Origin of the sequence: Pontibacter virosus, from assembly GCF_003096355.1 — a bacterium.
GTDB lineage: Bacteria > Bacteroidota > Bacteroidia > Cytophagales > Hymenobacteraceae > Pontibacter > Pontibacter virosus.
The window spans coordinates 94,934-120,858 of record NZ_QEKI01000013.1 but is presented as its reverse complement, the minus strand read 5'-3'; the positions used below and the strand labels follow the sequence as shown (position 1 = coordinate 120,858).

At 49.9% G+C, this 25,925-nt stretch carries 19 protein-coding genes, 1 tRNA gene, 1 other RNA gene and 2 pseudogenes; 14 read left to right on the top strand and 9 right to left on the bottom strand.

Annotated elements, in window-relative coordinates; all coding sequences use genetic code 11:
• Positions 1–36: 36 nt before the first annotated feature.
• The 5 genes and pseudogenes from C8E01_RS16745 (at position 37) to C8E01_RS16725 (ending at position 7,699) form a co-directional block, all read left to right on the top strand.
• Positions 37–960, top strand: a complete 924-nt coding sequence (locus C8E01_RS16745; RefSeq protein WP_116544608.1) for an ABC transporter ATP-binding protein — start codon at positions 37–39, stop codon at positions 958–960.
• Complete coding sequence (locus tag C8E01_RS16740; protein ID WP_116544607.1) at positions 957–4,547, top strand: ABC transporter permease/M1 family aminopeptidase; 3,591 nt, start codon at positions 957–959, stop codon at positions 4,545–4,547. The genes C8E01_RS16745 and C8E01_RS16740 overlap by 4 nt, the downstream gene beginning before the upstream one ends.
• 166 nt (positions 4,548–4,713) lie before the next feature.
• Positions 4,714–4,920 (top strand): annotated as a pseudogene (locus C8E01_RS22180) (T9SS type A sorting domain-containing protein); the annotation flags it as partial.
• A gap of 150 nt (positions 4,921–5,070) precedes the next feature.
• Positions 5,071–5,685 (top strand): MarC family protein, encoded by a 615-nt coding sequence (locus C8E01_RS16730; RefSeq protein WP_116544605.1) that lies wholly within the window; start codon positions 5,071–5,073, stop codon positions 5,683–5,685.
• Positions 5,686–5,854: 169 nt separating this feature from the next.
• Positions 5,855–7,699 (top strand): PLP-dependent aminotransferase family protein, encoded by a 1,845-nt coding sequence (locus tag C8E01_RS16725; protein WP_116544604.1) that lies wholly within the window; start codon positions 5,855–5,857, stop codon positions 7,697–7,699.
• 166 nt (positions 7,700–7,865) lie between these two features.
• Here the strand turns inward: C8E01_RS16725 and C8E01_RS16720 are convergent.
• Positions 7,866–7,940 (bottom strand) — tRNA-Glu (locus C8E01_RS16720).
• A gap of 196 nt (positions 7,941–8,136) precedes the next feature.
• Here C8E01_RS16720 and C8E01_RS16715 point away from each other — a divergent pair.
• The 3 genes from C8E01_RS16715 to C8E01_RS16705 all read left to right on the top strand — a co-directional run bounded on the left by C8E01_RS16715 (position 8,137) and on the right by C8E01_RS16705 (position 9,653).
• The gene (locus C8E01_RS16715) at positions 8,137–8,412 is read left to right on the top strand and encodes a hypothetical protein (protein WP_116544603.1); all 276 of its coding nucleotides are present in this window, start codon (positions 8,137–8,139) and stop codon (positions 8,410–8,412) included.
• 75 nt (positions 8,413–8,487) lie between these two features.
• Positions 8,488–8,796, top strand: coding sequence for a hypothetical protein (locus C8E01_RS16710; protein WP_116544602.1), 309 nt, complete (start codon positions 8,488–8,490; stop codon positions 8,794–8,796).
• 146 nt (positions 8,797–8,942) lie between these two features.
• A complete protein-coding gene (locus C8E01_RS16705; RefSeq protein ID WP_116544601.1) occupies positions 8,943–9,653 on the top strand; it encodes an SIMPL domain-containing protein in 711 nt (236 codons plus the stop codon).
• Positions 9,654–9,741: 88 nt separating this feature from the next.
• Here the strand turns inward: C8E01_RS16705 and C8E01_RS16700 are convergent, their stop codons facing one another.
• The 4 genes from C8E01_RS16700 to C8E01_RS16685 form a co-directional block, all read right to left on the bottom strand.
• Positions 9,742–10,740: a hypothetical protein gene (locus C8E01_RS16700; RefSeq protein ID WP_243409646.1), complete on the bottom strand. Its 999-nt coding sequence runs from the start codon at positions 10,738–10,740 to the stop codon at positions 9,742–9,744.
• A gap of 796 nt (positions 10,741–11,536) precedes the next feature.
• Positions 11,537–11,928: RNase P RNA component class A (gene rnpB, locus C8E01_RS16695), an RNA gene on the bottom strand.
• A 189-nt stretch (positions 11,929–12,117) separates the two neighbouring features.
• A complete protein-coding gene (locus tag C8E01_RS16690) occupies positions 12,118–13,077 on the bottom strand; it encodes a DUF2027 domain-containing protein (protein WP_116544600.1) in 960 nt (319 codons plus the stop codon).
• Positions 13,078–13,191: 114 nt separating this feature from the next.
• Positions 13,192–14,097, bottom strand: a complete 906-nt coding sequence (locus C8E01_RS16685; protein WP_243409644.1) for a DUF2279 domain-containing protein — start codon at positions 14,095–14,097, stop codon at positions 13,192–13,194.
• Positions 14,098–14,232: 135 nt separating this feature from the next.
• On the opposite strand from C8E01_RS16685, the gene C8E01_RS16680 reads away from it, so the two are divergent.
• Positions 14,233–15,084 (top strand): HAEPLYID family protein, encoded by an 852-nt coding sequence (locus tag C8E01_RS16680; RefSeq protein WP_116544599.1) that lies wholly within the window; start codon positions 14,233–14,235, stop codon positions 15,082–15,084.
• A 97-nt stretch (positions 15,085–15,181) separates the two neighbouring features.
• Here the strand turns inward: C8E01_RS16680 and C8E01_RS16675 are convergent, their stop codons facing one another.
• Positions 15,182–15,904 (bottom strand): SDR family NAD(P)-dependent oxidoreductase, encoded by a 723-nt coding sequence (locus tag C8E01_RS16675; RefSeq protein ID WP_116544620.1) that lies wholly within the window; start codon positions 15,902–15,904, stop codon positions 15,182–15,184.
• Positions 15,905–16,223: 319 nt separating this feature from the next.
• Here C8E01_RS16675 and C8E01_RS16670 point away from each other — a divergent pair, with 319 nt between their 5' ends.
• The gene (locus tag C8E01_RS16670) at positions 16,224–19,667 is read left to right on the top strand and encodes a pyruvate carboxylase (protein ID WP_116544598.1); all 3,444 of its coding nucleotides are present in this window, start codon (positions 16,224–16,226) and stop codon (positions 19,665–19,667) included.
• Between the two features lie 193 nt (positions 19,668–19,860).
• Here the strand turns inward: C8E01_RS16670 and C8E01_RS16665 are convergent, their stop codons facing one another.
• On the bottom strand, positions 19,861–20,193 hold the full coding sequence (locus C8E01_RS16665) for a tetratricopeptide repeat protein (protein WP_116544597.1): 333 nt from the start codon (positions 20,191–20,193) through the stop codon (positions 19,861–19,863).
• A 68-nt stretch (positions 20,194–20,261) separates the two neighbouring features.
• On the opposite strand from C8E01_RS16665, the gene C8E01_RS16660 reads away from it, so the two are divergent.
• The 4 genes from C8E01_RS16660 (at position 20,262) to C8E01_RS16645 (ending at position 24,017) form a co-directional block, all read left to right on the top strand.
• The gene (locus C8E01_RS16660; protein ID WP_116544596.1) at positions 20,262–21,002 is read left to right on the top strand and encodes an electron transfer flavoprotein subunit beta/FixA family protein; all 741 of its coding nucleotides are present in this window, start codon (positions 20,262–20,264) and stop codon (positions 21,000–21,002) included.
• Between the two features lies 1 nt (position 21,003).
• The gene (locus C8E01_RS16655; protein WP_116544595.1) at positions 21,004–21,984 is read left to right on the top strand and encodes an electron transfer flavoprotein subunit alpha/FixB family protein; all 981 of its coding nucleotides are present in this window, start codon (positions 21,004–21,006) and stop codon (positions 21,982–21,984) included.
• 18 nt (positions 21,985–22,002) lie between these two features.
• A complete protein-coding gene (locus tag C8E01_RS16650) occupies positions 22,003–22,605 on the top strand; it encodes a bifunctional nuclease family protein (protein ID WP_116544594.1) in 603 nt (200 codons plus the stop codon).
• A gap of 101 nt (positions 22,606–22,706) precedes the next feature.
• A complete protein-coding gene (locus C8E01_RS16645; RefSeq protein ID WP_116544593.1) occupies positions 22,707–24,017 on the top strand; it encodes a NupC/NupG family nucleoside CNT transporter in 1,311 nt (436 codons plus the stop codon).
• 292 nt (positions 24,018–24,309) lie between these two features.
• Here C8E01_RS16645 and C8E01_RS16640 read toward each other — a convergent pair.
• Both C8E01_RS16640 and C8E01_RS16635 read right to left on the bottom strand, forming a co-directional pair.
• Positions 24,310–25,053 (bottom strand): annotated as a pseudogene (locus C8E01_RS16640) (ABC transporter ATP-binding protein); the annotation flags it as partial.
• A 31-nt stretch (positions 25,054–25,084) separates the two neighbouring features.
• Positions 25,085–25,816, bottom strand: coding sequence for an MlaE family ABC transporter permease (locus tag C8E01_RS16635; RefSeq protein ID WP_116544592.1), 732 nt, complete (start codon positions 25,814–25,816; stop codon positions 25,085–25,087).
• Between the last annotated feature and the right edge of the window lie 109 nt (positions 25,817–25,925).

The following is a 25,925-nucleotide window of genomic DNA, read 5'->3' as shown; positions in this document are numbered from 1 at the left end:
TTTCTTCAAATAAAGATTAAATGTAAAAACAGAATTATGGAAAATCCCCAGATCAGCCTGACCATCCGCAATGTCTCGAAAACCTACGCCAATGGCGTACACGCATTGAGCAATGTTACCCTGGACATTCCCCGAGGTATGTACGGTCTGCTAGGCCCTAACGGTGCCGGGAAATCTACACTTATGCGCACGCTGGCCACCTTGCAGGAACCCGATGAAGGAAGCATACACCTGGGCGACATTGATGTGGTGCGCCAGAAGGAGGAGGTGCGGCAGACGCTGGGGTATCTGCCACAGGAGTTCGGGGTATACCCAAAAGTGAGTGCAGAAGAAATGCTGGATTACTTTGCAGTACTAAAGGGTATCACTCAGCGCGCATCACGCAAAGAAGTAACGGAGAGTTTACTCAAACAAACCAATCTCTGGGACAAGCGCAAACAAAAGCTGGGGGGATTCTCAGGCGGCATGAAGCAACGCTTCGGGGTGGCCGTGGCACTTTTGGGCAATCCTAAGCTACTGATTGTAGACGAGCCGACGGCCGGACTGGACCCAGCAGAACGCGTGCGTTTCCTGAACCTTTTAAGTGAAGTAGGCGAGAACAGCGTGGTGCTTCTGTCTACCCACATTGTGGAAGATGTATCCGAGCTGTGCACCAACATGGCCATCATCAACAAGGGACAGATACTGCTACAGGCAAACACCCAACAGGCTGTGGCTGAACTGGAAGGCAGGATCTGGCGAAAACTAACTGATAAAAGTAATCTGCCTGCCCTGGAACAGGAGCATCAGGTCATTTCTGCCAAGCTCCTGAGCGGGCGAACCATGGTTCACATCTATAGCGAAGAGAATCCGGGGAATGGATTTGATCTGGCGCTGCCGGACCTGGAAGACGTGTACTTTTCTACCATGACGGGCAATTATGGGCAACCGCAAAAAGTGAAGGAGGAGGTGCAACTATGAAGTTCCGGAAGATTCTTCACCTGGAGTTCACCTATGGGTTACGCAGCGTTCCTACCTGGCTTTACTTCCTGGTCCAATTAGTCCTTGCTTTTCTATGGATGATAGGGAATTACATCCATGACGCGCGGGATGGTTATTTCTTGTTTAATGCGCCCATCGTGATTGGGGCCGTCACGGTTTTATGCAGTGTTGCGTGGCTTTTAATAGGCGCGTCTGTAGCGGGGGATGCGGCGGCCCGCGATGTGGAGACACGAATGTTCTCGCTAACTTACACTGCTCCCGCCAGCAAAGTAGAATACCTGGGAGGCAGGTTTTTAGCCGCTTTCTTCCTCAATTTCATCATCCTGCTCGGCATTCCGCTGGGTATCCTGATTGGCCTATACCTTACGGGTGTAGAACCTGATATTTTGGGGCCATTTAGGTTGGCCACCTATTTGACTACCTTTTTCTACATCATTCTGCCCAACACGTTTATTGTGACGGCTATCCAGTTCTCGCTGGCGGCGCTAACCCGGCGGGCCATGGCAAGCTACCTGGGCGGAGCCCTCCTCTTTGTGGCAGCGTTCATTTTGGGTCAAGTGTTGCAAAACAAGGGGGAATGGGGAAATCTAATAGACCCAGTGGGCTTTACCCTAATCCAGAGCCAGTTGTCGAATGAATGGAGCCCGCTGGAAAAGAACACGCGCCTGCTCGAGTTGGAAGGAACTCTGCTTCTGAACCGCCTCCTTTGGCTTTGCATCGCGAGCGGAATGCTGGTGCTTACCTATTTCCGTTTTCGGTTCATTTTACCGGAAACAGGTCAAAATCGAAAGCAAGCCATACAACCTGAAACAACGAAGGCAGACCTGAAGTGGGGCAACGGAGGACTGGGGAAAGCATTGCCACAAATCACAGGGATGTTCGGCTTGGCCACCCACTTACGCCAGTTGCGCCTCCTCACATGGAAAGACTTTCTGCAGATTGGTAAAAGCTTTACCGGACTTCCCCTTTTAGCTGCCATCGCCTTGATGGCATCCATTGCACTTGAGGGAAACCTGAAGGCCAAAGGCGTCCCCCTATTACCTAAAACGGACCATCTCCTTAATATCCTGACGGCGTCTATTACAGAGATTGATTTCTTCTACATGGTTATTGCCCTGCTGACTGTTTACTACGCCGGGGAACTGGTGTGGCGGGAACGGGAAACTGGCCTGAGTGAGATTGCACATGCAACACCAGTGCCGGAGTGGGTACTTTTCCTGAGCAAATTCTTGGCGCTTAGTCTGGTATTAGTGGGGTGGCTGGTCTTCCTGATGACGGCCGCAATCGTCGCGCAGATTGGCAGAGGCGGCAGTCCTGAGATAGGGCTTTACCTGCAAGGTTTCTTTGGATTACAGTTGGTGGATTGCCTCCTGTTTGCTTTGCTGGCACTCTTTGTGCACGTGCTGGTGAATCAGAAATTCGTGGCCCATTTGGTGGCACTGTTAGTCTATGGATTCATCCTCTTTGCCCCTAACCTAGGCGTGGAGCACAAGCTTCTTGTCTATGGTGCCAGCCCGAAATGGTCGTACACAGACATGGTGGGCTATGGCGTTTCCCTCGCGCCGTGGCTGTGGTTTAAGTTTTATTGGGTGGCATGGGCGCTACTGGTGGCCGTGGCAGCAAAACTGCTCTGGGTACGGAGCAGGGAAGGAAGTGTAGGGTCACGTCTCCAGTTAGCACGAGGGCGCTTTACCCGTTCCACCGCCTTGGTGACCATTGTCTCAGCCTTTCTCGTCCTCACATTGGGCAGCTTCATTTTCTATAACACCAATGTTCTCAATGACTACACCTCTGCCTCTAAAACCTTAGAAGAACGGGCGGAATATGAAAAGCGCTACCGGCAATATAAAGACAGGCCTCAACCGCTCCTGACTAAGACCAAATTACACGTGGAGATTTATCCTGAGCAGCGGGAGGTAGACATTCGTGCCACTTACTTTTTGGTAAACAATACAAACGTCGCCATTGACTCAATCCACTTGGCGACTACACCGGGCGTGCAGACCTCCAAGGTTGCTTTTGATCGACCAGCAGCCAGACTTTTAGCCGATGAGAAATTGAGACACCATATGTATGCCCTGCGCACACCATTAAAGCCCGGAGACTCGTTACGACTAAGCTTTGAGGTGCATTCTAAGGCTCTCGGATTTGCGAACAGCGGAGCAGACGCCTCTGTAATGGCCAATAGTACCAACTTCCGGAATTATGAATGGTTGCCCGCCATTGGCTATCAGGATTACCGTGAGCTAGATGAGGCCGGTTCCAGAAGCAAGTATGGACTTTCGCCTCGGCCCATGACTTCTTCTCTCTATGATGAAAAGGCGCGTCTAACTGCCCCTTTTGCTGAGCGTGTCTCTGTGGATGTGGTCGTTGGAACGAATGGTGATCAAACCGTGGTAGGGCCAGGAACCTTGCGCAGGACCTGGACAAAAGGCAACCGAAAATACTTCCATTATGTAACGGATGCTCCCATCAAACATGAATACAACTTCTTCTCAGCCAAGTATGCGTTGCATGAAAAGCGGTGGAAGGATGTAGTAATCGAAATTTACTATGACCCAGGCCAAACAGAGAACCTGGAGCGCATGGCACGGAGTATTCAGGCCTCGTTGGAGTATTACACCCAGCAGTTCGGTCCATACCCGCACCGTCAGATTCGGTTTGTGTCGTACCCTGGATATGGATTTGGAAATCACGCAGCCCCCATCAATATTACCGCTCAGGAGGGGTTTTTCCTCTTGAACCCTAAAAAAGATGAACGGGGCTTTGATTTGGTGACGGCGGTGGTAGCCCATGAAGTAGCGCATCAGTGGTGGGGCAATCAAGTAGACCCGGCCTTGGTTGAGGGGGCAGGATTGCTTTCTGAAAGCTTGGCATGGTATTCGGCCATGGGGGTTATGGAGCAACATTATGGCCCTGAGCATCTAGAGAAACTGCTGAGTTTTTTGCGGGAAGAGTATGAAACCCCACGCACCAAGGCGTCAGTACCACTGCTCCAAGCCACCGACTGGTACCACAACTACCGCAAAGGCCCTATGGTGCTGTATGCTTTGAGCAACTATATGGGCATGGACAGGGTGAATGGCGCGCTGAGAAGTTTGTTGAAGAAGCACGCGGCAGGAACACCACCGTTTCCTACATCACTAGATCTTTACCAAGAACTCAGGATGGCAGCGCCAGACTCGCTACAACCTCTGCTTCATGATTTCTTTGAGAAGAACACTTTCTGGGAACTGGAGACAAAACAGGTAACGGCAAAGCAAACCAGAGCAGGAGCCTGGCAAGTGACGCTCAACGTACAAGCGCGAAAATTTGTGGTAGACAGTATAGGTGTAGAGACTGCCTTGCCCTTTAATGACTGGATTGAAGTTGGTATCTTTCCTCAATCCAAAGCTGACAAAGTAGTTGAGAAACCGCTTTATCTGCAGAAGCATCGCATACGCGCCGGACAACAGACCATCACAATAACTGTTCCGCACAAGCCTTCCCGCGCAGGTATAGATCCAAAAAACTTACTTATTGATTGGGTGATGCAGGATAATGTTAAAGCAGTTGAGTTTGAGTAATACATAATAGATGCTGCATTTTGGAATTATAATATTACTATGTTCAGCTTTGGTGGAAAGACTACCTTCTACCATCAAACGCAAAAGTTTAAACCGAAGGGGATAAATTATCACACCCAAAACCGCTACTTTGATATGAAAGGGCTTTTTTTCAGTCTATCCGAATCCGGCGAGCGTTTACCTGCTCATCAGCTTCGACAAGCACATCGACACTGTTGAACTAGTGAACAGCCTGGGAGGCATAGTGCTTTCAAAGAAAGGCGGCGCGAACCAACTGCAGCTTAATCTGGAGTCGCTTCCAACCGGGGTATACATAGTCTTAGTGACTGCAAAGGATAAGGTATACACCCGACGAATTGTTGTGGTAAGGTAATGTAACTTGATCTGGCGTGGTGAGTTAGGTTATAACTATCTCTCCGTAATACCAAAGCAGGTGAAGCGTTAACATAGCTTCACCTGCTTTTTTTAATCTACCTGCAACAGGCTGCGTAGTTAAAGGCACCCTTAACCAGACCTGATATTTATGATTACAGCAATCGTTAGTTTTTTAGTAATGCTCAACCCCTTTGCGCTTTTCCTATACCTGAAGCCCATCATGAAAGATCTGTCGGATGAAGACTTCCGATCTGTCTTTATTAAGGCCAGCAGCATTTCCTTTGGCATATACCTTGTCTTTCTGCTGCTGGGCGACCTGGTGTTTCAAAAGGTGTTCCGCATCGATTTTGAGTCTTTCCGGATATTCGGGGGTATCGTGCTGTTCTCCTTTGCCTATATGTTTATCGTGCAGGGCAAGAAAGCCTTCATCCAGATAAAAGGCGATCTCCATGATCTGGCCTCAGAGATTGCTTTGCCCTTTATGGTAGGTGCGGGTACCATATCGCTCACTGTGCTGATGTCAGAGCAACTGGTGCTGTGGCAGGGAGTGCTTTCGCTGGTTAGCATCATGCTGATCAACTTTGCCACTATCATGGGCCTGAAAAATATACGCCGGGGTATGCGCTCCAAAAAAGTACAGGTCGCTTTCGATAAGAACATGGAGCTGCTACTACGCATCAATGGCTTTTTTCTGGGCGCCATCGGCATAGATATGATTGTATCAGGTATAAGAAACCTGGTGACTATTGAGATGTTACAGTAACTAGTGGTGGTCTTTCGAGAAGATTATGCGCGGTACCTTCCTTTGATGTAGAAATCTACTGAATAAATGGTAGTGGTGGTTTAGCATCTTATCCACCATTTTAAAACTAGGCAGGAAATTAAATTTTCTACTACTTTGTATTATATAAGCTTATCTCAAGATAAAAATTATGGAAGGAAATAAAGTGCTTCATTATATACAAGATGTTGTAGAAAATATGCCAGCTGACTGGTTGAAGCTAACGACCCATCGCCTGGATATTTATAATGAACAATTAGCCAAAACCCAATTCTTAGATCAGTTTGAAAATCTGTTTAGAGACAGCAATACTGAAACATCAGCACTCAATGCACTACCCACTGCTTTCGACTATATTCGGTTGGGCCATCCACTATCTTCCGTACTGGAATGGGCTATTGCTAAGTTAAACAATCTAAAACCGGAGAATGTCATTAGTTTTTCTTCCAGAACGGCCCCCATTTTAGCAGTTCTGAGAAAAAACCTGCTGGATCATAAGCACACTCAAATCGTTTATACCGGTGCGTTACCGGATGCTTTCGATGCTGAAGTGCTAGAGCGTGTTTACGGTTATAAGTTTGACATAAAGCAGGTCGAGAAAGTAGAAGAGGTTTCTGAGTTTAACGGCAGTACCATTTTCGTTTCACAAGAAGATGAAATTGGTAAAGTTGACCTCAACCCGAATATTGACTTCTTTGTCCAGGTCCATTCTCAATTTGGAAGTATCTTATTGGTAAATGGTGAACAAAACGAGCGCTATATCTCAGAAATTCAGCATGTGCGAAGAAGAGAGACAATTGCCATGACCCCGGCCAATTGTTTTGCTGCTTTGCAGCAGCTGACAGGAAAAGCCTCTTCCGACCATGAACAGCGTGACGTCGAGAGGAACAAAACAAGTGTCTTAGCGTCAATCAGAAAAATTACGGGTACAAATACAAAGCCGCTGGTTGCTTCATCCGGGCTGTCTATGCAGTATGCGATCATGATGGGGCTAGTGCACGAGGCACTGGAAAAACATAATGGGAAAGCTATCAAATTTATTGTACCTCCCAATTGCTATGGTGGTACAAACGACCAGGCCAGACGGGTAGCTGCTTGTCTGGATAATGTTGAAGTAGTGGACTTACTCGTTGATGGGGACCATGACATGGTTCAAAGCATTGATGCCGTGCTAGATGAAATTGCCAGCCAGGATGCTGTGCCTTACATCATCGCTGAGATTCCAACGAACCCAAGGGTTGAAGTTCCGAATCTTGTAAAACTAAGAGATGTTTTAAGTAAAGAGCGTAAGACAGCGGCCGGTGAAGTTGCGATTGATCCGGTTTTCATCTTAGATCAGACATTTTGCCCGAATGTACAATTCGCATGTGAAGACGGGATCCTCTCCACGGTCAGGACCATATCCTATGTGAGCGGTTCTAAATTTCCGAGTGGCGGAAAAGTTACTGCTGGCTACTGTGTAGCAAATACAAAAGCAGAAGCTTCACTCGAAAAAATAGAAAAGCACTTAAGGCTTTGCGACAACGAGGCTACCGATCTTCAGATGGAGATACTGGCAGAGCAACTGCCTTCCATGAATCAACGAATTGCAGATGCTTATAAGAACACACGAGCATATGTAAATTTTATCAAAGAGGTTTTACCAGCGGCGAAAATCAATTTTGTTTCCGAAGAACTAGCGCAGGAAGGGTTTACGCCATCCGTGTTTTCACTGGATCTTCCTACGAAAGGGGAGACTTATGAAGAAAGGGAAGCCTATAAAAGAGCGTTGAATTTAAAGTTGATCAATTTAATGATCGAAGAGATTCCCCAAGAAAGCAAGTATTGTGTGAGCTATGGGCAGTTGAAAGGATGTTATTGGACGATACCAGCCACATCCACTCAGGGGACGACGAAAGAAGACGACAAAGATTACATTGCCCGTGTAGCCCTATCTCCTGATATGGATCTGGAACTGCATAAAAAAGTCTTTTTAGATTTTGTTGAGCAAATTTAAGCCTTCAATACCGCACCATTGCTACAGTTGGCAATGGTGCGATGATGTTCAGGTCGGTAAATTAGGCAAGACTGCACTGGTGTTTAGCTAAAGGGAGAAGAGAGAAATGTTCGAATAGTAACCTAGGAAAATTAAAAAGCCGCTCCAGTTAAATCTGAAGCGGCTTTGGTAGCCCGTAGGGGAATCGAACCCCTGTTGCCAGAATGAAAATCTGGAGTCCTAACCCCTAGACGAACGGGCCGTGCTACTGTATTGCGGGTGCAAATATACAAGCTGATTTACAGGAAGCAAAATTATTTTCGAGAAATAAGCCTTGCTACGCTGTCTCAACCCTCGAACCTCAGGGGACAAAGGATGCAAATGACTAACCAAAGCGTTTTTGTAAACTTCGTCTTATCTTGTGCCGTTATACCTTCATCTGTAAAATAATAAATACTATGTCTAAAAGAGCATTCTATACGGGCGTAACGCCTGAAGCTTACAACGAACTCAAAAGTAAACTGCAGACCTACGGCATGAACTTGCAGGGCAATAGCGGCCGCATCAACGAAAAAGGAGTCAATGCGAACTTCAACTACGATCCTGATGCAAAATCACTCGAAATCAACGACCTGTCGGTGGGCTTTCCGGCCAGCATGATGATTAACGCTGACAGCCTCATGCAGCGCATGAACGAGATGATCACCAAGTATGGAGGCCAAGCACAGGGTTAGGCTATATCCTGATGCTCATAATGCCGTATAAGAAAACCACTTGAAATTAATACCTAAACGAAACCGAAAATAACTATGGAAAACGATAACAAGAGCAACCAGAATGCCAGCAATAGCGGACAAAACCAGGGTAAGAAGGAACCAAGCGCTCTCAAGTTGATGCAGCCACACGACATGTCTAAAACGGTAGAATCGGCTATGCATGTGTTTCAGGGTAAGCACGACAAATTGCCGGAGCTGCTACACGATGTAGGGAAACTGGTGCTGCAGGGCGCCCGCCGCATGAGTACAACGCAGCTTATCCTGACGGCAGGTGCTGTAACGCTGGGTGCCGTGCTGGTTGCTAAATATGTGGCTGACCAAGACTTCGACTTCGAAGCCTAATAATAGTCTACAAAAAACAGAAACCCTTCACCCAATTGTGAAGGGTTTTTTTGTGCTCGCTCATTTGTGGTACGGCCTTTGCAATTGGAGCCTATATAGCAAGACGCTATATTTACCAATACGTTTAAACTCTTTTGACCGAAATTATGAAAAAAGTATCCTTTATCGCCCTGATGTTTTTGTTGGCAGTTGCGTTACCTGCCCTGGCCCAGCAACAAATTTTGCCCCCGCTCATCAGCGTAAACGGAATAGGGGAGGTAAAGCTTGAACCGAATGAAGTCGTGATCAGCCTGGGTGTGGAAACGCGCGAGAAGACCCTGGACCAGGCCCAAAAGCAGACCGATAAGCAAGCGGCCGCTATTATTGCCTATTTGCGCAAGCAGGGCGTCGATGCTAAAGATATCCAGACCTCTTTCGTCAACCTGCAACCTATCTACGCCGGCACAGAGTTTGGAAAAGCACAGCCTGAGTTTTACATGGCTCAAAAAACAATGACCATTGTGATCCGAAAAATCAACAAGTTCGATGAACTGCTGTCCGGCTTGTATGACAATGGCGTGAACCGCATTGATAACATCTACTTCAGAGTATCAGACATGGAGAAGCACCGCGCCGAGGCCCGTAAAAAAGCTATAGCAGATGCCAAGCAAAAAGCCAATGCCCTGACATCGGAGTTGGGAGCCAAAGTAGGCAAAGTATACTCCATCAGTGAGCATACTTCCAATGGATCGCCACGCACGGGTTACGCCAAAATGTCGATGGACATGGAAATGGCCCAGGGTGGCGGTCCGTCTATTGCAGGAGGCGAAGTGATTGTCACGTCTACTGTCAATGTTAGCTTTGTGATAGAGCAATAGTTTGTTCAGGTATACAGCATCAAAAAAAGAGCTCTCAGGTAAATACCTGGGAGCTCTTTTTTTGATTTCAGCAATAAAATAGAAATACCTAGTTCAGCTTTTGATAGCGGTCCATTGGTTTGAAGTTGTTCTGATCATCGAGCAGAAAGCTGATCGGGTTGTTTGGTTCAGCCAGTATCTCTTTTTCACGAATATCCCAAGGCTTGAGCATTTCCTCCAGCATGTGCGCATAGGCCGTCATTTCCCAAGGGTTGAAGACCTCGTTTGTGACATCGTCTATGATGGTGTCGAGGGTGATATGCGTATCTTCTGGTTTGAGTGGCCGCTCAAAATATTCGGGTATCACGCTAAAAATATAGGCCGCATAGAATACCCGTGCCTTAAATTCCGCTACCTGAATTGGGTGTAGTTGCTGCCCCTGCGTGAGGCGGTAGAACTTGCCCAGCGCTTTCCCGATAATGCCATTGTCAAGCAACGTACAGACGAGCACCACCGGACCTAATTTGATGCTGAAGGCCATGGTTGTCAGTTCATCCTGATACTCAAAGGGCAACTCATCCTCGGTAGGGCTCACTTCCAGCATAAACAGCGAGCACGGCAGGAAATCGGAGAACTCCATAGGTACCCGCATGGACTGCAGCACCTTGAAGAATTCGCGGAACTTGCCCAGCATTTTTGGGTTTTCGCTCACAGGGTTCTGCGGCATGATCAGTGGGTCGGCCTCTTTGATGAGCTCTGTGATCAGGGTGCCGTAATACATCTTGCCGATCCACTGAAACAGCTTCTTTGGATCCAGCGCTTGCAATCCGGCTATACCTTGCTCAGCCGCCGCAGCAATTTCTTTTTCCAGCGGAATGACGTGCTGGGTATGGCAATGATCGCAGCAGGGAATGGTAAGCTCGCCGTATGTGGTGATGCTCTTATCAAGCAGAAGCAGTTCCTTGTCCTGCAGCTTATACCTGTCCTGCAGCCACGTAGCAAAAACAGGCGTTCGATTTTCAGGTCCGGTATGTGCCCCGCACAGAAAGCAGTGTTTGTCGCTGAACTGCATGTTAGGGAAGGGGTCGTATAGTTTCAATTCCGTCATGATCGTGTCGTTTGAGGGTGCAAAGATACGAAGAAGTGCTTGTCGGAATCAGGATTTTGGGGATTAAAGGATTGTCAGGATTCTCTTGCACGATTAACCTGCACCTACTCCTCCCGAATCAAGTCCGGGATCTTCGACTTCAAAGGGGGACTCTGCTATAACTTAATCTTTCTGTCATCCTGAGAGGATCTTGGTCGATATAGAGGGCCCCTACCCCCGGCGGTCAGGCAGTTGCTATAACACATCGCTGCCCCTCTCTTTATAGAGGGCCTCTACCCCCAGAGGGGAATATTCTGCTACTACCAAATCACAGGTATGAGCTGAGTAGTTGAAGCAATTCCTTTGCTAGACCGGATCCAACCACCCCCTGCCCCTCGTTATCCAAGGCGGGGAGTCTGTTGCTGCCAATTCTTGGGTATAGGCGTCTTAGCTGCAGTTTCATATGCACGATTGTCATCCCCCTGCCCCCTTCGAAGGGGGACTTCAGCCATTACCAGTGTCAGGTATAATCCAAGTAGCAAATAACCACTGGCAGGTGTAGCAAGAGAAACTTGCACAGGAGCAATTAAACAGAAAGCATTTACCCTGTTCAAAAACTGACGATTTTGCGTTGGGGGAGGAGGGGCCCTCTATTTTTTCATCAAGGAAAAAAGTAAGGCCCGCCCGGCCAGGGCAAGTTATAACAAGCTATAAAACGAGTCAAGTTGCTATATCTACGAAATCAGTTTCAACGCTAGTAAAAGCGGAAATAATAGTATATAAGAAATGATCTTATCAAAAGAGGTGAGGAAAAAAGTTTAACAGCAAGCCTGTAAGCCGGGTTCTGTCGTTAGACCAAAGCCCAACGTCTTATCATTTATCTAGGCCTGCACTCGCGCGCAGGCTCCATCGACCTACCCACTGACATCGGACGAGCAGCCCTTAGCCCCGCCGAAGCGAGGCGCTGTCAGCCTATTTGGTCTTTCAACTCCTAAGGTTTACCCAGCCGGACTGGTCACCCAGCCGCTGGTGCGCTCTTACCGCACCTTTTCACCCTTACCAGCACGAGGCTGGCGGTTATTTTCTGTGGCACTGGCTGTAGCCTTCCCGTCTCCCGGAAGGCCCCTTCCCGTTAGGAAGTAGGATGCTCTGTGTTGCCCGGACTTTCCTCTCCTCCCTTGCGGGAGCAGCGATAAGACGGCTTGCTGTTAAGCTTTCTATACCTGCAAAGGTATGATTAATTGTTGATGGTTAAATTGTTAAATTGTTGAAAGGGGATTATGGTTCCTTTTACCAGAAGACAAACTTGGACAGAGCAAGACTACTTGACCCTTAACCAGTAAAATCAATAGGCGCAAGAGCAACCAATAACATTTTAACCATCAACAATTTAACAATTTATCTGAGTCTCACCAAGGTCGCGCCATACCCAAATTTCTCTTTCTTGGCGTCTTCGAAGAAGCGGATGCCGTGGGTGCGACTCAGGATCTTCTGGATTTCCTTGCGGAGCACGCCGTTGCCGGAGCCGTGGATGAAGATGATCTCATGCATGTTGGCGGCCATGGCACGATCTAATGCATCCTGGAAGCGCTCCAGTTGCAGCTTCAACATAGCGCTGTTGCTCATACTGCTGTAATCTTCCACCAGCTTCTCGATGTGCAAGTCTACTTCATGCTCGGGTGCCTGCACTTTAATATTTTCCTGCGCAGCAGGCTTTTCAGAAAGTTGCTCTTTTATCTTGTCAGTGTCTACAGCCACTGGTTTGGTATCGAGCTGGAAAAGGTAGGCTTCTTTGTTAAGAACAGGAGCGGTTTTCTTGCTCTTGTAAAAGGAGTTGGCGCGAAATTGTACCTTCTTGGTCACCGGCTCAAACAAACTCGGAGCTCCGTTGCGGTGCTGCAGAAACTGCACGATCAACGTCGGCCACTTCTCGAAGTCCTTCATGTGGTAGTGGCTTACGACACGACTCGCTTTTGGGGCCAGTTTGTCGTTCTGCAATCCGCGGTATTGGTTGTTGCGCTCTTCGCCTGAGGTAAAAAGCACATCGTAATCGGTATTGTTCACAACCGTGGCGGCTAAGAGTTCCTCTGACTGGTGCACCATAGCCAGGTAAATGCCTTTCTCGGCTAACACCGGCGCAGTTGGCTCCTTACGGGCTGCTGGCTTGGCATAGGCCTCCGGCTCAGTGTTGCGGAAAGCCTTGGCCTCTTCCGGCGCAATCAACACAATCTCTCTTCTGGAAACAGGTATAGTGAAATCGTTGTCAATGGCGACTTCTACAATGTTGTTATCTAGTATGCGGGTAATGATGCCTTCCTCCCGGCCTGACATCAGGCGTACGCGATCTCCTACGTTCATAGTCTTATGTGTTTTATGCCAAGGTATAAGCCGTTGCCGGCTTTACTTTAGTGTGTAAGTACAACTTGATTTTACACAAAGATACGATTTGTACAGCGGAATAACCGACCTGATTTAGAAGTATACCGGATGGAAACGCAGTCCGTCCGTGCGGTTGTACTCCAGCGCGGGTGCCGGGATTTTGATGATGCTGAGCACGTATAGCGTGGTGTTGAGCACTTTGCTGCGGCCCTTAAAGTGCGTCAGGTTAAGGTCGGGACTGAGGTAGAACTGACGGCGGGCATCGAAGCCGCGTGCCTTATTCAGTTCCGGGTCGTTGTATACCATCCCTTCGGCACCATAACCTACCGCTATACTTAGCCACTTGGGGTAGCGACTCTCTTCTTTCAGAAAATCTCCCAAATTCACCGAGAGCCAGTAGGTCTGACCATTGTAATCCTTGAGCATTTGCTCTGGCTGGGTGCTGCCCAGCACATTGGGACGTTCAGCAGCGTAGCGGGTCGTCCGGAAAGAATATTTGGGCATGATGCGCACCTTCCGCCACGCCAGTTCCTGCGCCACGACTGCGGCCGAGCCTACCGTGTTGGCAATCGCATCGCCCACCGACGCGCCGTAGTCCGACTGAAAACCATCGAAGATCTCGATGGGTGTTTGTAGAATGATGCCCGTCAGTCCACCGTATAAAATAGCTTTTTTATCGGGCACGCCCGCCCAGCGTAACAGGTCTATACCTGCCCGGCTCTGGTGGAAGGCACCCCAGAAGTGCCCGGCCTTGTCCATCTGCTTCCATTGCCGATTGTCGTTGAAGAAGTGGAAGTTCGTTCGCTCCTGATCTTTGTACCATGCTTTGTTCAAGGATACCAACATGGCCGTGTACCCCACCCCAAAGCCGATTCCGAGAACCAGCAGCCTTTCTTGGTTCACAGCAGTGGCCGTAGAGTCAGATGCGGCGGCTATACCCTGCAAGGGTTGGAGCAGGAGCAGCACACAAAGCCAGAAGTGAAGCAGGTAGCGGTACATCAGGCCAAAGATACACAACCGACTGAAATACCATGCGCCTTTGCCGCTATCGCTTCCCTTTAATCAAGATTTAATTCCCTTTTAACTTGCCTTTAATAGGGGCACCCTACCTTCGTGCCATTCAGAATACCTCGTATGAATCGATCTTTTTTCACACTTGTCTTCTTTATAGCCATCTCCACCGCCAGCATGGCGCAGGAAATGGCTATACCTGATACAACCTGGCAGTCATCCAAAAAACCACTTAAACTGGACCATGCGGAGCCCTTGTACATTGACCTGATACGGGACCTGGGAGCACACAAAGGGGAGAAGGAGTGGAACCTCGGCGCGGGTATGACTGACAACCTGGGCTATGACCGCTACGAGTTTTTGGTGGAGTATGAGTGGGCGCCTATTGACAGACTAGGCCTGGAGATCGAAGTGCCGTTATCGATGTATTCTACCAATAGCAAAGATCGTCGGCCGGAAGTGAACCGTCCATCAGACCGTATTGAGTCACTGAAACTGGCTGCCCAATATACCTTTCTGGTAAACGACCGCTTTAAGACCTCCATGGCGCTGGGCGGTATCACGGAGTTCGAGCTGACAGATCTGGATCGGATCCGGAACGATGATATGTTGCAGGGAATTTTATTCAATCCCTTCGTAGTGGCAGCCAAAAAGTGGGGCAGCAATTTTCATTCGCTCATCTACACGGGGCCGCGCCTGTTCAACCACTTCGGCCATAGAGGACTCGAAACCAGTTACGAGGTCAATACCAGTGCCCATTACATGATCCCTAACTCCCGCAACTTTGTGGGAATCGAAGTGAACAAGGAGCTCCAGAGCGGGCACATGGACATGGTACTTCGCCCACAGATGCGACTGGTGATCAACGAGGGGCTGATGATCGGCATCGTGACAGGTATACCGGTTACCAAAGAGCGGGAGCGCATGAGTACCTTCTTCCGACTGATCTACGAGCCAGGGCACCGCAAGCACTAAAGCACAGTACACACAGCAGAAGGGATACTCCTTAGATAAAAGTTTAGGTTGTTTATTATCAGTGTCAGCGCCATTGCTTAGTAGTGGCGCTGTTTTTTTATAGCATCCGGAGCGTACTCATGCCGCCATCCACATGAAGCACCTGCCCGGTAGTCCAACTCGCATCCTCGCTGAGGAGATAGGTGGCTGCCTTGGCCAAGTCTTCTGGCTGGCCCACGCGGCCCAGCGGGTGGCGCTTGTCAGCTGCTTCCACTTTCTCCGGAGTATTCAACAAGGATTGCGAGAGGGGAGTGGCAGTGAGAGAGGGCGCAATGGCATTAACGCGTATACCTGCACTGGCAAATTCGGCCGCAAGCGACACAGTCAACCCCTCCAGGGCAGCTTTGCTCGAGGCAATGGAAGCGTGAAAAGGCATGCCCAGTTGTGCGGCCACTGTGCTGAAAAGTACAATGCTGGCGCTATCCGGTTTCCTGAGCAATGGTAGTAGGACTTTTATACTTTGGATCGCACCCATCACATTCAGTTCGTACTCCTGTCGGAAGTCTTCTGGGTTCATGCGCTCAAATGGCTTCAGCTTGATGCTGCCTGGGCAATACACCAAACCGTGCAGCTCGTTGGAAAGGTCTTTGGTGAAAGTCGGGTCAAAAGCCAGCACGTCTAGTTCCAGATGGTCTATACCTAGCGCTTCTATTGCATCAGAAGTTTTTCGGGAGGCTACCGTTACGTTTGCGCCTTCCGCTTGCAACTGTCGGGCGATGGCCAAACCTGTGCCGGATGTGCCGCCTATGATCAAAATATGCTTGTTATCAAATCGATTCATGATCCATTCCATTGTATCTTAGTAACAACTGTCAGATTTATGCTTTGTTCAGAAGGGCCTGGGTTTAGAAGGCGGCTTGCACGAATCTGAAATGGAACGATGGATAACGGAAGTGTTTTTAGCTAAATTGCAATATAACCTTATCAGGAAAAAGCCTGTATTAAGGGATGTTTTCAAAACGGCAGGCCGACTCATCTCCCGACTGCCATTCGTCTATACCTATTATTATAGTGTTGCTTATACATGTGGCGCATGGGTTTCTCCCTTTCGCCCTTATACCTAAAAATATAGTGCAGCTATACCTTACATCTCACCTTGTATGAAAATCAAAAAAGTACTTGTCGCTAACCGCGGCGAAATTGCCATCCGTGTGCTCAGGGCCTGTACGGAGCTCAACATCCAGACGGTGGCCATCTATACCTACGAAGACCGCTACTCCCTGCACCGCTACAAAGCCGATGAGGCCTACCAGATCGGCAAAGACAACCAGCCGCTACAGCCCTACCTCGACATCGACGGCATTATTGCTATTGCGAAGGAAAACGGAGTAGACGCCATTCACCCGGGCTATGGCTTCCTGTCCGAGAATCAGCATTTCTCCCGCAAATGCGCCGAGAATGGCATCATCTTCATCGGTCCACGGCCGGAGGTAATGGGTTCGCTGGGTGATAAGGTGTCGGCTAAGAAAGTGGCCGTGAGCTGCGAAGTGCCCATTATTCAGAGCAACGATCTGGACCTGAACACTTACGACACCGCTTTGGAAGAGGCGCACCGCATCGGTTATCCGCTCATGCTCAAGGCAGCAGCCGGCGGTGGTGGACGTGGCATGCGCGTGATCCGGGATGACGAGCAACTCGAAAAAGGCTTTTTCGAAGCCAAGAACGAGGCCCTGAAAGCTTTCGGCGACGACACGCTCTTCCTGGAGAAGTATGTCGAGAACCCGAAGCACATCGAGGTGCAGATCGTGGCCGACAACTATGGCAATATTACCCACCTGTTCGAGCGCGACTGTTCCGTGCAGCGCCGCTTCCAGAAAGTGGTGGAGGTGGCGCCGGCCATCAGCCTGAACGAGGAAACCCGGCAACAGCTCTACGACTATTCCATCCGCATTTGCAAGGCTGTGAACTACAACAACGTGGGCACGGTGGAGTTTTTGGTGGAGCCACACAACAATAACATCTACTTCATTGAGGTGAATCCGCGCATTCAGGTGGAGCACACGGTGACAGAGATGATCACTGGCATCGACCTGATCAAAACGCAGATTTTCATTGCCGACGGCTATACACTGGACCATGAGGAGGTACTGCTCGGGCCACAGCATACCGTGCGTGCCAATGGCGTAGCCATCCAGTGCCGCATCACGACGGAAGACCCGGAAAACGACTTCAAGCCAGACTACGGCACCATCATCGCCTACCGCAGTGCCGGTGGTTTCGGTATCCGCCTCGACCAGGGCAGTGTGTATCAGGGCGCCAAGATCAGTCCGTTCTTCGATTCGCTTCTGGTGAAGGTATCGGCACAGGCCCCGACTTTGCGTCACGCCGCCATGAAGATGTCGCGCACGCTGGACGAGTTCCGTATCCGGGGCGTGAAACAGAACATACAGTTTCTGCAGAACATCATCACACACCCGACCTTTATCTCCGGCGACGCCACCGTGGAGTTTGTGAAAAACCACTCCGAGCTGTTCGTGTTCCGCAAGAGCAAAGACCGCGCAACGAAGCTACTCAGCTTTTTGGCCGATGTGATCGTGAACGGTCATCCGGATGTGAAGAATCCGGACCCAAGCAAGGTGCTCACAAAGCCGGATTTTACGGGTTTCAATCTGAACAAACCGTACGAGCGAGGCACTAAAGACCTTCTGACAGAATTGGGTCCGGAAGAGTTCTCCAAGTGGCTGCGCAACGACAAGCAGATCCACTATACCGACACCACCTTCCGCGACGCGCACCAGTCCTTGCTGGCGACCCGCATGCGCTCGTTTGACATGCTCAAGATAGCCGAGGCTTATGCCAAGGATCATCCGCAAACCTTCAGCATGGAGGTATGGGGCGGTGCTACTTTCGACGTGTGCCTGCGCTTCCTGCACGAAGACCCATGGCGTAGACTGGCCGAGATCCGGGAGGCTGTGCCGAACATACTCTTGCAAATGCTGATCCGTGGCTCCAATGGGGTAGGGTATAAAGCCTATCCGGATAACATGATCGAGTCATTCGTGGAGAAGTCGTGGGAGACGGGCGTGGACATATTCCGCATCTTCGACTCGCTCAACTGGATGAAGAGCATGGAGCCCTGCATCAACTTTGTGCGCAAGCGCACCGGCGGTCTGGCCGAAGGCGCGATTTGCTATACCGGCGACATCCTTAATCCAGCCAAGACCAAGTATAATCTGGAGTACTACCTTCAACTGGCCAGGCAGCTGGAAGATGCCGGTGCACACATTCTGGCCATAAAAGACATGGCCGGTTTGCTGAAGCCATACGCCGCCACTGTGCTGGTAGAAGCGCTTCGCGATACCGTGAAGCTGCCTATCCACCTGCATACCCACGACACCTCAGGTATACAGTCAGCCACTTATTTAAAGGCAGTAGAAGCGGGGGTAGATGTAATCGACGTGTCCCTGGGCTCTATGTCTGGCCTCACTTCGCAGCCTAACTTTAATTCGATGGTAGAGGCCATGCGCTTCCAGGAGCGGCATCGTGAGTTCGATCAGAAGAGCCTCAACCGCCATTCCAATTACTGGGAAACGGTACGGGAGTACTACTATCCGTTTGAGTCGGGGCTAAAGGCCGGCACAGCCGAAGTATACCACCACGAAATACCGGGAGGTCAGTACTCCAACCTGCGTCCGCAGGCCAATGCGCTGGGCTTGGGCGATAAGTGGGAGCTGATCAAAGAGACCTATGCCGAAGTGAATCAGCTGTTTGGTGATTTGGTGAAAGTGACGCCAAGCTCCAAAGTAGTAGGTGACATGGCGCTATACCTGGTCTCCAATGGCCTGACCACAGTGGACGTACTCGAGCGAGGCGACCAGATCTCGTTCCCGGAGTCGGTGCAGTCGCTGTTCCGCGGCGATCTCGGCCAACCGGCAGGTGGCTTCCCGAAAAAGCTGCAGGCAATTGTGCTCAAAGACGAACAGCCCTACGACGGGCGCCCGAACGAGCACCTCGAGCCAATCAATCTAAAAGAAGAATTCCGGGAGTTTCAAATGAAGTTCGGAGAGCACACGAAATATACCGACTTCCTCTCGTACCAGCTATACCCGAAGGTATACGAGGCCTACCACAAACACTATGACCAATATGGCAACGTCTCCAAGATCCCGACGCGCCTGTTCTTCTATGGCATGCAGCAGGGCGAGGAGGCCATCATCGACATTGCCCGTGGCAAGTCCATCGTGATCAAGTACCAGTCGCTGGGCCACGTGGATGAGGACGGCATGCGCACTGTGTTCTTCAAGCTCAACGGCCAGACGCGAAACATTGAGGTGCGCGACAAGTCGGTGAAAGTGGAGCGGGTACAGCACCAGAAAGTCGACAAAGGCAATCCGAAGCACATTGGAGCGCCACTGCAGGGCCTGCTATCAAAGATTCTCGTGGAGAAAGATCAGGAGGTGAAGAAGAACACGCCGCTGTTCGTAATCGAGGCCATGAAGATGGAAACCACCATCACCGCTTCAGAGGCCACCAAGATCGCCAACCTGCATTTGCCGGAAGGCTCGCTGGTGAATACTGACGACCTCGTGGTTAGCTTATCGTAGCCAGAGAAAGGTATAAACAGAAAAAGCCACCCAACCTGCAAAGGCGGTGGCTTTTCTTTTTGCTAGCGTAAACCTTCAGTCGCTATATCAAGTACCCTACAAGAGTCAAGAGAAAACATTTTGCGTAAAAGACGGTTTTATACTTGCAGATATGATGCATGCATACTATTTTTGATTCATAGCGCAACAGGTGCTATTCGTCTTCGTAGTCAAGGCCCGCAAACTTGTTATAGGCCTGTTGCAGCTCGGCAAATGCGTGCATGTTGCCTTCCTGTCGGCTGATCAGCATCCCTTTTTTGTAGGTTTGTTCGGCTTTTTCAGGTTGACCAGACTCGGCGTACAGGCTGGCCGCATGGTAGTAGGTGCCTACGTAGCGCTCGTGCTCAGACAGAAGTTTCTCGTAAAAATCCATTGCTTTTTGCGGATCAGATCCACGCAATTCTGTCGCAATCGCATAGATCGTAAATGGGTCGTTCGGGTCTTCTTCGTAGAATTGGAAGAGCTGTTCTAATCTATTTTGAGACATTTCTATTTGGCTATATTTTAACTAACTTCGCATCAAATTTAACTTTTAATAAGCTAACATTTTATTATATGAAAATATTAGTTTGCATCAGTAACGTTCCGGATACCACATCCAAGATCAACTTTACTGGAGATAACAAAGAGTTCGACAAGAACGGGGTGCAGTACGTAATCAACCCTTGGGATGAGTACGCCCTGACCCGCGCCATTGAGCTGAAAGAAGCCAAAGGCGGCAGCGTAACCGTGCTGAACGTGGGCGAAGCCGACGCTGAGCCGAACATCCGCAAGGCATTGGCCATTGGCGCCGACGATGCCATCCGCGTGAACGCACACCCGAAAGATGCTTACTTCGTGGCGCAGCAGATTACTGCCGTGGCCAAAGAAGGCGGTTACGATATGATCCTGATGGGCAAGGAGTCCATTGACTACAACGGCTTCCAGGTACACAACATGGTGGGCGAGATGATGGGCATTCCGTCAGTAACGCCAGCCTTTAAACTGGACATGGTAGACGATAGCACGGCCCGTCTGGAGCGTGAGATCGAAGGTGGCAAAGAAGTGGTGGAAGTGAAACTGCCATTCGTAGCCAGCGCCCAGCAGCCAATGTGCGAGCCCCGCATCCCGAACATGCGCGGTATCATGACAGCCCGCACCAAGCCACTCAAAGTAGTGGAGCCTGCAGGCGGCGAAGCCAAGTCGGAGTACGTGAACTACAGCAAGCCCGAGAAAAAGAGCGGCGTGAAGCTGATCGACGTAGAAAACGCCGGTGAATTGATTAAACTATTGAGAAACGAAGCTAAAGTACTGTAATATGTCTGTATTAGTATTTGTAGAAGGTCTGAACGGAGAGATCAAAAAGTCCTCGCTGGAGGCAGCCTCATACGGCAGCCAGGTAGCGCAGGCCATGGGCACAACCGCTACGGCTGTAGCTATCGGCGATGTTCACGAAGAAGCGCTTGCCAAACTGGGCGAGCAAGGTATAACGAAGGTGTTGTACGATGCCGACGACCGTCTGAAGCAGTTCGTAGCCGATGCGTACGTGAAAGTAATCGCAACAGCTGCCCAGCAGGAAAGCGCGAAAGTACTGGTGTTCTCTAACTCCAACATCGGTGCAGCGGTAGGTTCCAAACTGGCTGTTCGCCTGAACGGCTCTCTGGCAACCAACGTAACCGAACTTCCGAAGATGGATGGTGGTAACTTCATTGTAACCCGTGGTGTGTTCTCGGGCAAGGCGTTTGCGGACGTGAACCTTACTTCCGACGTGAAGATCATCGCGGTAAAGAAAAACAGCACCGACATCATCAGCAACGCAGGTTCAACTGCTTCTGTTGAGAAGTTGTCGGCTGATCTGGCGGAGTCTGATTTTGCAGCCGCTCCAAAGGAGACGGTGATGCAGGAAACGGACGGAGGTGTATTGCTGCCTGAGGCGGAGATCGTCGTGTCTGGCGGTCGTGGTATGAAAGGACCTGAGAACTGGCACCTGATCGAGGAGCTTGCCCGCGAACTGGGTGCGGCAACCGCCTGTTCCAAGCCTGTTTCGGACATAGGCTGGCGTCCGCACCATGAGCACGTAGGCCAGACGGGTATCACCGTAAGCCCTAACCTGTACATCGCGGCGGGCATCTCTGGTGCCATTCAGCACCTGGCAGGGGTTAACTCTTCTAAAGTGATTGTCGTTATTAATAAGGATCCGGAAGCGCCGTTCTTCAAAGCCGCTGATTATGGCATAGTTGGCGATGCGCTCGAGGTACTTCCTAAATTAATTGAAGCTGCTAAAGCTTTAGACAAATAGACTTAGAAGAGCTTAATTGTGAAAAAAATACAGCTAGAGATACTCGGGCTCTCCTCCAGCCAATCGCAGACGGGATCGTTTGCACTGGTGCTGGGTGAGCGAGATGGAAACCGCAGGCTGCCGATCATCATCGGCATGTTCGAGGCGCAGTCCATTGCCATACAGATAGAAAAAATCAACCCAAACCGTCCGCTTACGCACGATCTGTTCAAGACCTTTGCAGAGCAGATGAGTGTGAATATCACCGAGATCCTGATCTCAGACCTGAAAGAAGGCGTGTTCTATTCCAAGATCATGTGTACCGACGGCGAGAAGGAGTTTGAGCTGGATGCGCGCCCGTCCGATGCCATTGCGATCGGCCTGCGATTTGGGGTGCCTATCTACACGGTGGAAAGTGTGCTGTCAGAAGCTGGCATCATTCTGAGCGATCTGGAAGAAGAGGAAGACGAGAACGAAGAAATGACTGTGAAAAGCAGTTCTTCGACGACAGCCTCTAGTTCCAAGGAACCGCTCAACCAGACGTCGGTTGATGACCTGAACAAGATGCTGAACGAGGCCCTCGAAAAAGAGGACTACGAGCGCGCCGCCAAGATCCGCGACGAGTTGAACAAGCGAAACTAGCGTAACATACGTTATACTTTGAAAGTCCTGCCCCTTATCGGGGTGGGACTTTTTGTTTTAACAGATATTCGCCTTACTTTTGGCCAAATTTTTCCCACAGCATGTTCGATATTTTCAGAGGGCTTCTTGGCCTCCTTGCCATTATTGCCATTGCCTTTGCGTTCTCCAAAAGTCGTAAAAACATAGATTGGAGACTCGTCGGTTACGGCGTTTGCCTCCAGATTCTTTTTGGCGTGCTTGTAACCCAGGTACCCGTGGTGGCAAAAGGCTTTGCCTACGTGAGCGAGGGCTTTGTTACCTTTCTGGATTTCTCGCAGGCGGGTGCGCAGTTTCTCTTCGGTAATCTGGCCGACCCCTCCAAGAATAACGGACTAGGCTTCATTTTCGCTTTCTCCGTTCTCCCGACCATCATTTTCTTCTCTACGGTATCGGCTGGTCTGTACTACCTTGGTGTGCTGCAGAAGATCGTGTACGGCATTGCCTGGGTGATGTCGAAGGTGATGCGCCTTTCAGGCCCTGAAAGCCTTTCTGCTGCCGGCAACATCTTTTTAGGGCAGACAGAAGCTCCCTTGCTCGTGCGCCCCTTCATTGCCCGTATGACGCGCTCCGAGCTGATGTGCTTGATGACAGGCGGTATGGCGACGCTGGCAGGCGGCGTACTGGCGGCTTACGTGTCCTTTCTGGGAGGCGATGATCCTGCCCAGAAGGCTATTTTTGCAGCCCACTTGCTTACGGCCTCCATCATGAACGCCCCGGCAGGTATAGTGCTTGCTAAAATTCTGGTGCCTGAAACAGAACATGAAGAGATCACCAACAAACTGGAAGTGAACCAGGAGCAGTTGGGTGTGAACCTGATCGATGCACTTTCGAGAGGAGCCGGTGACGGCTTGCGCCTGGCCGCTAATGTGGGTGGTATGCTACTCGCTTTTATCGCCGTAATTGCTCTGGTAAACTACATCCTGACAGACATGATCGGCGCCTGGTCTGGTTTGAATGAAATGGTAGTGGCCAGCACGAACGGTCAGTTCAACGGATTCTCCTTGCAGTATATTTTAGGCCAGATCTTCCGGGTGTTTGCCTTCATCATGGGAGTGCCCTGGGCCGACACCCTGCAGGTAGGCAGCTTGCTCGGACAAAAAACCGCCATCAACGAATTTGTGGCTTACCTAGACCTGGCCAATATGAAGGAGGCCGGCACGCTCGGGCCAAAGGCGCTGGTCATGGCAACTTACGCTTTGGCTGGCTTCTCAAACTTCAGCTCCATCGCCATCCAGATCGGTGGTATCGGCAGCATGGCTCCAAATCAGCAGGGACAGCTCTCTAAACTTGGCTTTATTGCCTTGTTGGGTGCCTCCCTGGCCTGTATGATGACTGCAACAGTAGCTGGTATGCTATTCGGACTCGACTTCTAATAACTGTCTATACCCCATAAAAAAGGCTCCTGCTAAATGTTAGCGGGAGCTTTTTTTTGTGAGCTAAAGATAATGTTAGACCTGCGCCTTTCTCAGATGGATCGGCTTATACCTGGTTTTTCCCGGTCTGGGTAGTTGCCGTAGGTCCCTCCGGATTTTCGGGCTGTGGTTTGTCCTGTGTTTCCACTGTCTCTTCTGAGGGTGCTTTCTCGTTGCTTTGAGAATCTGGATGAAGGTTGTGCTGACGCTCCTCTTCCTCTACGCGTTCCTCTTCACGCTCTTCTTCCTCTACCTTTTTGGCGTCGCGCATCAGTCGGTTGGCAAAAATGAAGTCGTTAAGCTCTTTGATGTCGGTGTCCATGATCTCATCGCGGGTGCCTTCCCAAAGTTTTTTGCCTTCGTACAGGAAAAAGATCTTGTCACCAATCTCGATTACGGAGTTCATATCGTGCGTCACAATGATGGTGGTAATGTTATATTCCTCCGTAATCTCTTTGATCAGTTCATCGATCTTGAGGGCAGTTTGCGGGTCGAGGCCCGAGTTAGGTTCGTCGCAAAATAGGTATGTACAATTTGGAGCAATAGCACGGGCTATACCTACGCGCTTCTTCATACCCCCACTGATCTCAGAGGGCATTTTTTTATTAGCACCTTCCAGCCCGACGCGCTTTAAACAGAAGTCAACACGCTCTTTGCGCTCTTCTTTGCTCATGTCAGTAAGCATTTTGAGCGGGAATTCGACGTTCTGCTCCACCGTCATGGAGTCGAACAGCGCAGAGCCCTGGAAGAGCATGCCAATCTTACGGCGGATTTCCTGCCGGATGTCGAGCTTGTTGTTGGTGAAATAAGTACCGTCAAAAGTCACACTGCCCAGGTCGGGCTTGATGAGGCCCACAATGCACTTGAGCAGCACGCTTTTACCAGTACCACTGGCTCCGAGCAGGAGGTTGGTTTTGCCGGTCTCAAAAACACCGCTCACGCCATCCAGCACTTTCTTGTCGCCAAAAGCTTTGTGTATGTTGTGTATTTCAATCATGGGTTTTCAGAAAATAAGTAAGCAGGCTCGCCTAAAGCAGGATGTAAGCCAGCACAAAGTCCCCGATCAGGATGGCGATCACGCTATTGGTTACGGCTGCGGTACTGGCCGCTCCCACTTCCAGTGCGCCGCCGGAGGTATAGTAGCCCCGGAAAGAGGAGATGGAGGAGATCAGGAAGGCAAATACCACCGATTTGATCAAGGCAAAAACAATGTTGTAAGGTATAAACTGGTCGCGTATACCAGTGATATATTCCTGAGCTGTCACCTCGCCTGAAAGTGTTCCGGCTAAGTAGCCGCCCAGAATCGAAAGGAACATGGCCAAGATCACCAGCATCGGGAAAACAAGGATAGCCGCCACCACTTTCGGCAGCACCAGGTATGAGGCTGAGTTGATGCCCATTACCTCCAGCGCATCCACTTGTTCCGTAATCTGCATCGTGCCCAGACCGCCAGCAATGCTAGAGCCCACTTTGCCCGCCAACACGATGGAGGTAATGGTAGGGGCTAGTTCCAGGATGGTCATTTCGCGCACCATGAAACCGATGGTGGAACGGGGAATGAAGGCGTTGTCGAGGTTATATGCTACCTGCACGCATGTAACTGCGCCAATGAAAGTAGAAACAATAGCAACGATGATAATAGAGTTGATACCGATCAGAATAGCCTCGTCGACGGTGCGGCCGAACAGAATCTTGGCGGATTCTTGACGGGTGAAAAGGCTTTGCATGAACAGCAGGTATTTCCCAAAGGATTGTAGCATACAGGCGATACGTGTTAAACAAGGTATTAAACGTGTTTCTAAACAAAAATACTGTTTAAATGCCTATATTACGGTTAAATTTCGAAAACGTATTATCTTAAAGCTATAT

Excerpts from the sequence above, each read along its gene's own strand:
- C8E01_RS16745 (WP_116544608.1), top strand. The coding sequence starts at position 37 with ATGGAAAATCCCCAGATCAGCCTGACCATCCGCAATGTCTCGAAAACC.
- C8E01_RS16700 (WP_243409646.1), bottom strand. The coding sequence starts at position 10,740 with ATGACGGAATTGAAACTATACGACCCCTTCCCTAACATGCAGTTCAGC.
- C8E01_RS16680 (WP_116544599.1), top strand. The coding sequence starts at position 14,233 with ATGAATCGATCTTTTTTCACACTTGTCTTCTTTATAGCCATCTCCACC.
- C8E01_RS16740 (WP_116544607.1), top strand. The coding sequence starts at position 957 with ATGAAGTTCCGGAAGATTCTTCACCTGGAGTTCACCTATGGGTTACGC.
- C8E01_RS16725 (WP_116544604.1), top strand. The coding sequence starts at position 5,855 with ATGGAAGGAAATAAAGTGCTTCATTATATACAAGATGTTGTAGAAAAT.
- C8E01_RS16715 (WP_116544603.1), top strand. The coding sequence starts at position 8,137 with ATGTCTAAAAGAGCATTCTATACGGGCGTAACGCCTGAAGCTTACAAC.
- C8E01_RS16655 (WP_116544595.1), top strand. The coding sequence starts at position 21,004 with ATGTCTGTATTAGTATTTGTAGAAGGTCTGAACGGAGAGATCAAAAAG.
- C8E01_RS16665 (WP_116544597.1), bottom strand. The coding sequence starts at position 20,193 with ATGTCTCAAAATAGATTAGAACAGCTCTTCCAATTCTACGAAGAAGAC.
- C8E01_RS16705 (WP_116544601.1), top strand. The coding sequence starts at position 8,943 with ATGAAAAAAGTATCCTTTATCGCCCTGATGTTTTTGTTGGCAGTTGCG.
- C8E01_RS16670 (WP_116544598.1), top strand. The coding sequence starts at position 16,224 with ATGAAAATCAAAAAAGTACTTGTCGCTAACCGCGGCGAAATTGCCATC.
- C8E01_RS16710 (WP_116544602.1), top strand. The coding sequence starts at position 8,488 with ATGGAAAACGATAACAAGAGCAACCAGAATGCCAGCAATAGCGGACAA.
- C8E01_RS16730 (WP_116544605.1), top strand. The coding sequence starts at position 5,071 with ATGATTACAGCAATCGTTAGTTTTTTAGTAATGCTCAACCCCTTTGCG.
- C8E01_RS16645 (WP_116544593.1), top strand. The coding sequence starts at position 22,707 with ATGTTCGATATTTTCAGAGGGCTTCTTGGCCTCCTTGCCATTATTGCC.
- C8E01_RS16675 (WP_116544620.1), bottom strand. The coding sequence starts at position 15,904 with ATGAATCGATTTGATAACAAGCATATTTTGATCATAGGCGGCACATCC.
- C8E01_RS16660 (WP_116544596.1), top strand. The coding sequence starts at position 20,262 with ATGAAAATATTAGTTTGCATCAGTAACGTTCCGGATACCACATCCAAG.
- C8E01_RS16685 (WP_243409644.1), bottom strand. The coding sequence starts at position 14,097 with ATGTACCGCTACCTGCTTCACTTCTGGCTTTGTGTGCTGCTCCTGCTC.
- C8E01_RS16635 (WP_116544592.1), bottom strand. The coding sequence starts at position 25,816 with ATGCTACAATCCTTTGGGAAATACCTGCTGTTCATGCAAAGCCTTTTC.
- C8E01_RS16690 (WP_116544600.1), bottom strand. The coding sequence starts at position 13,077 with ATGAACGTAGGAGATCGCGTACGCCTGATGTCAGGCCGGGAGGAAGGC.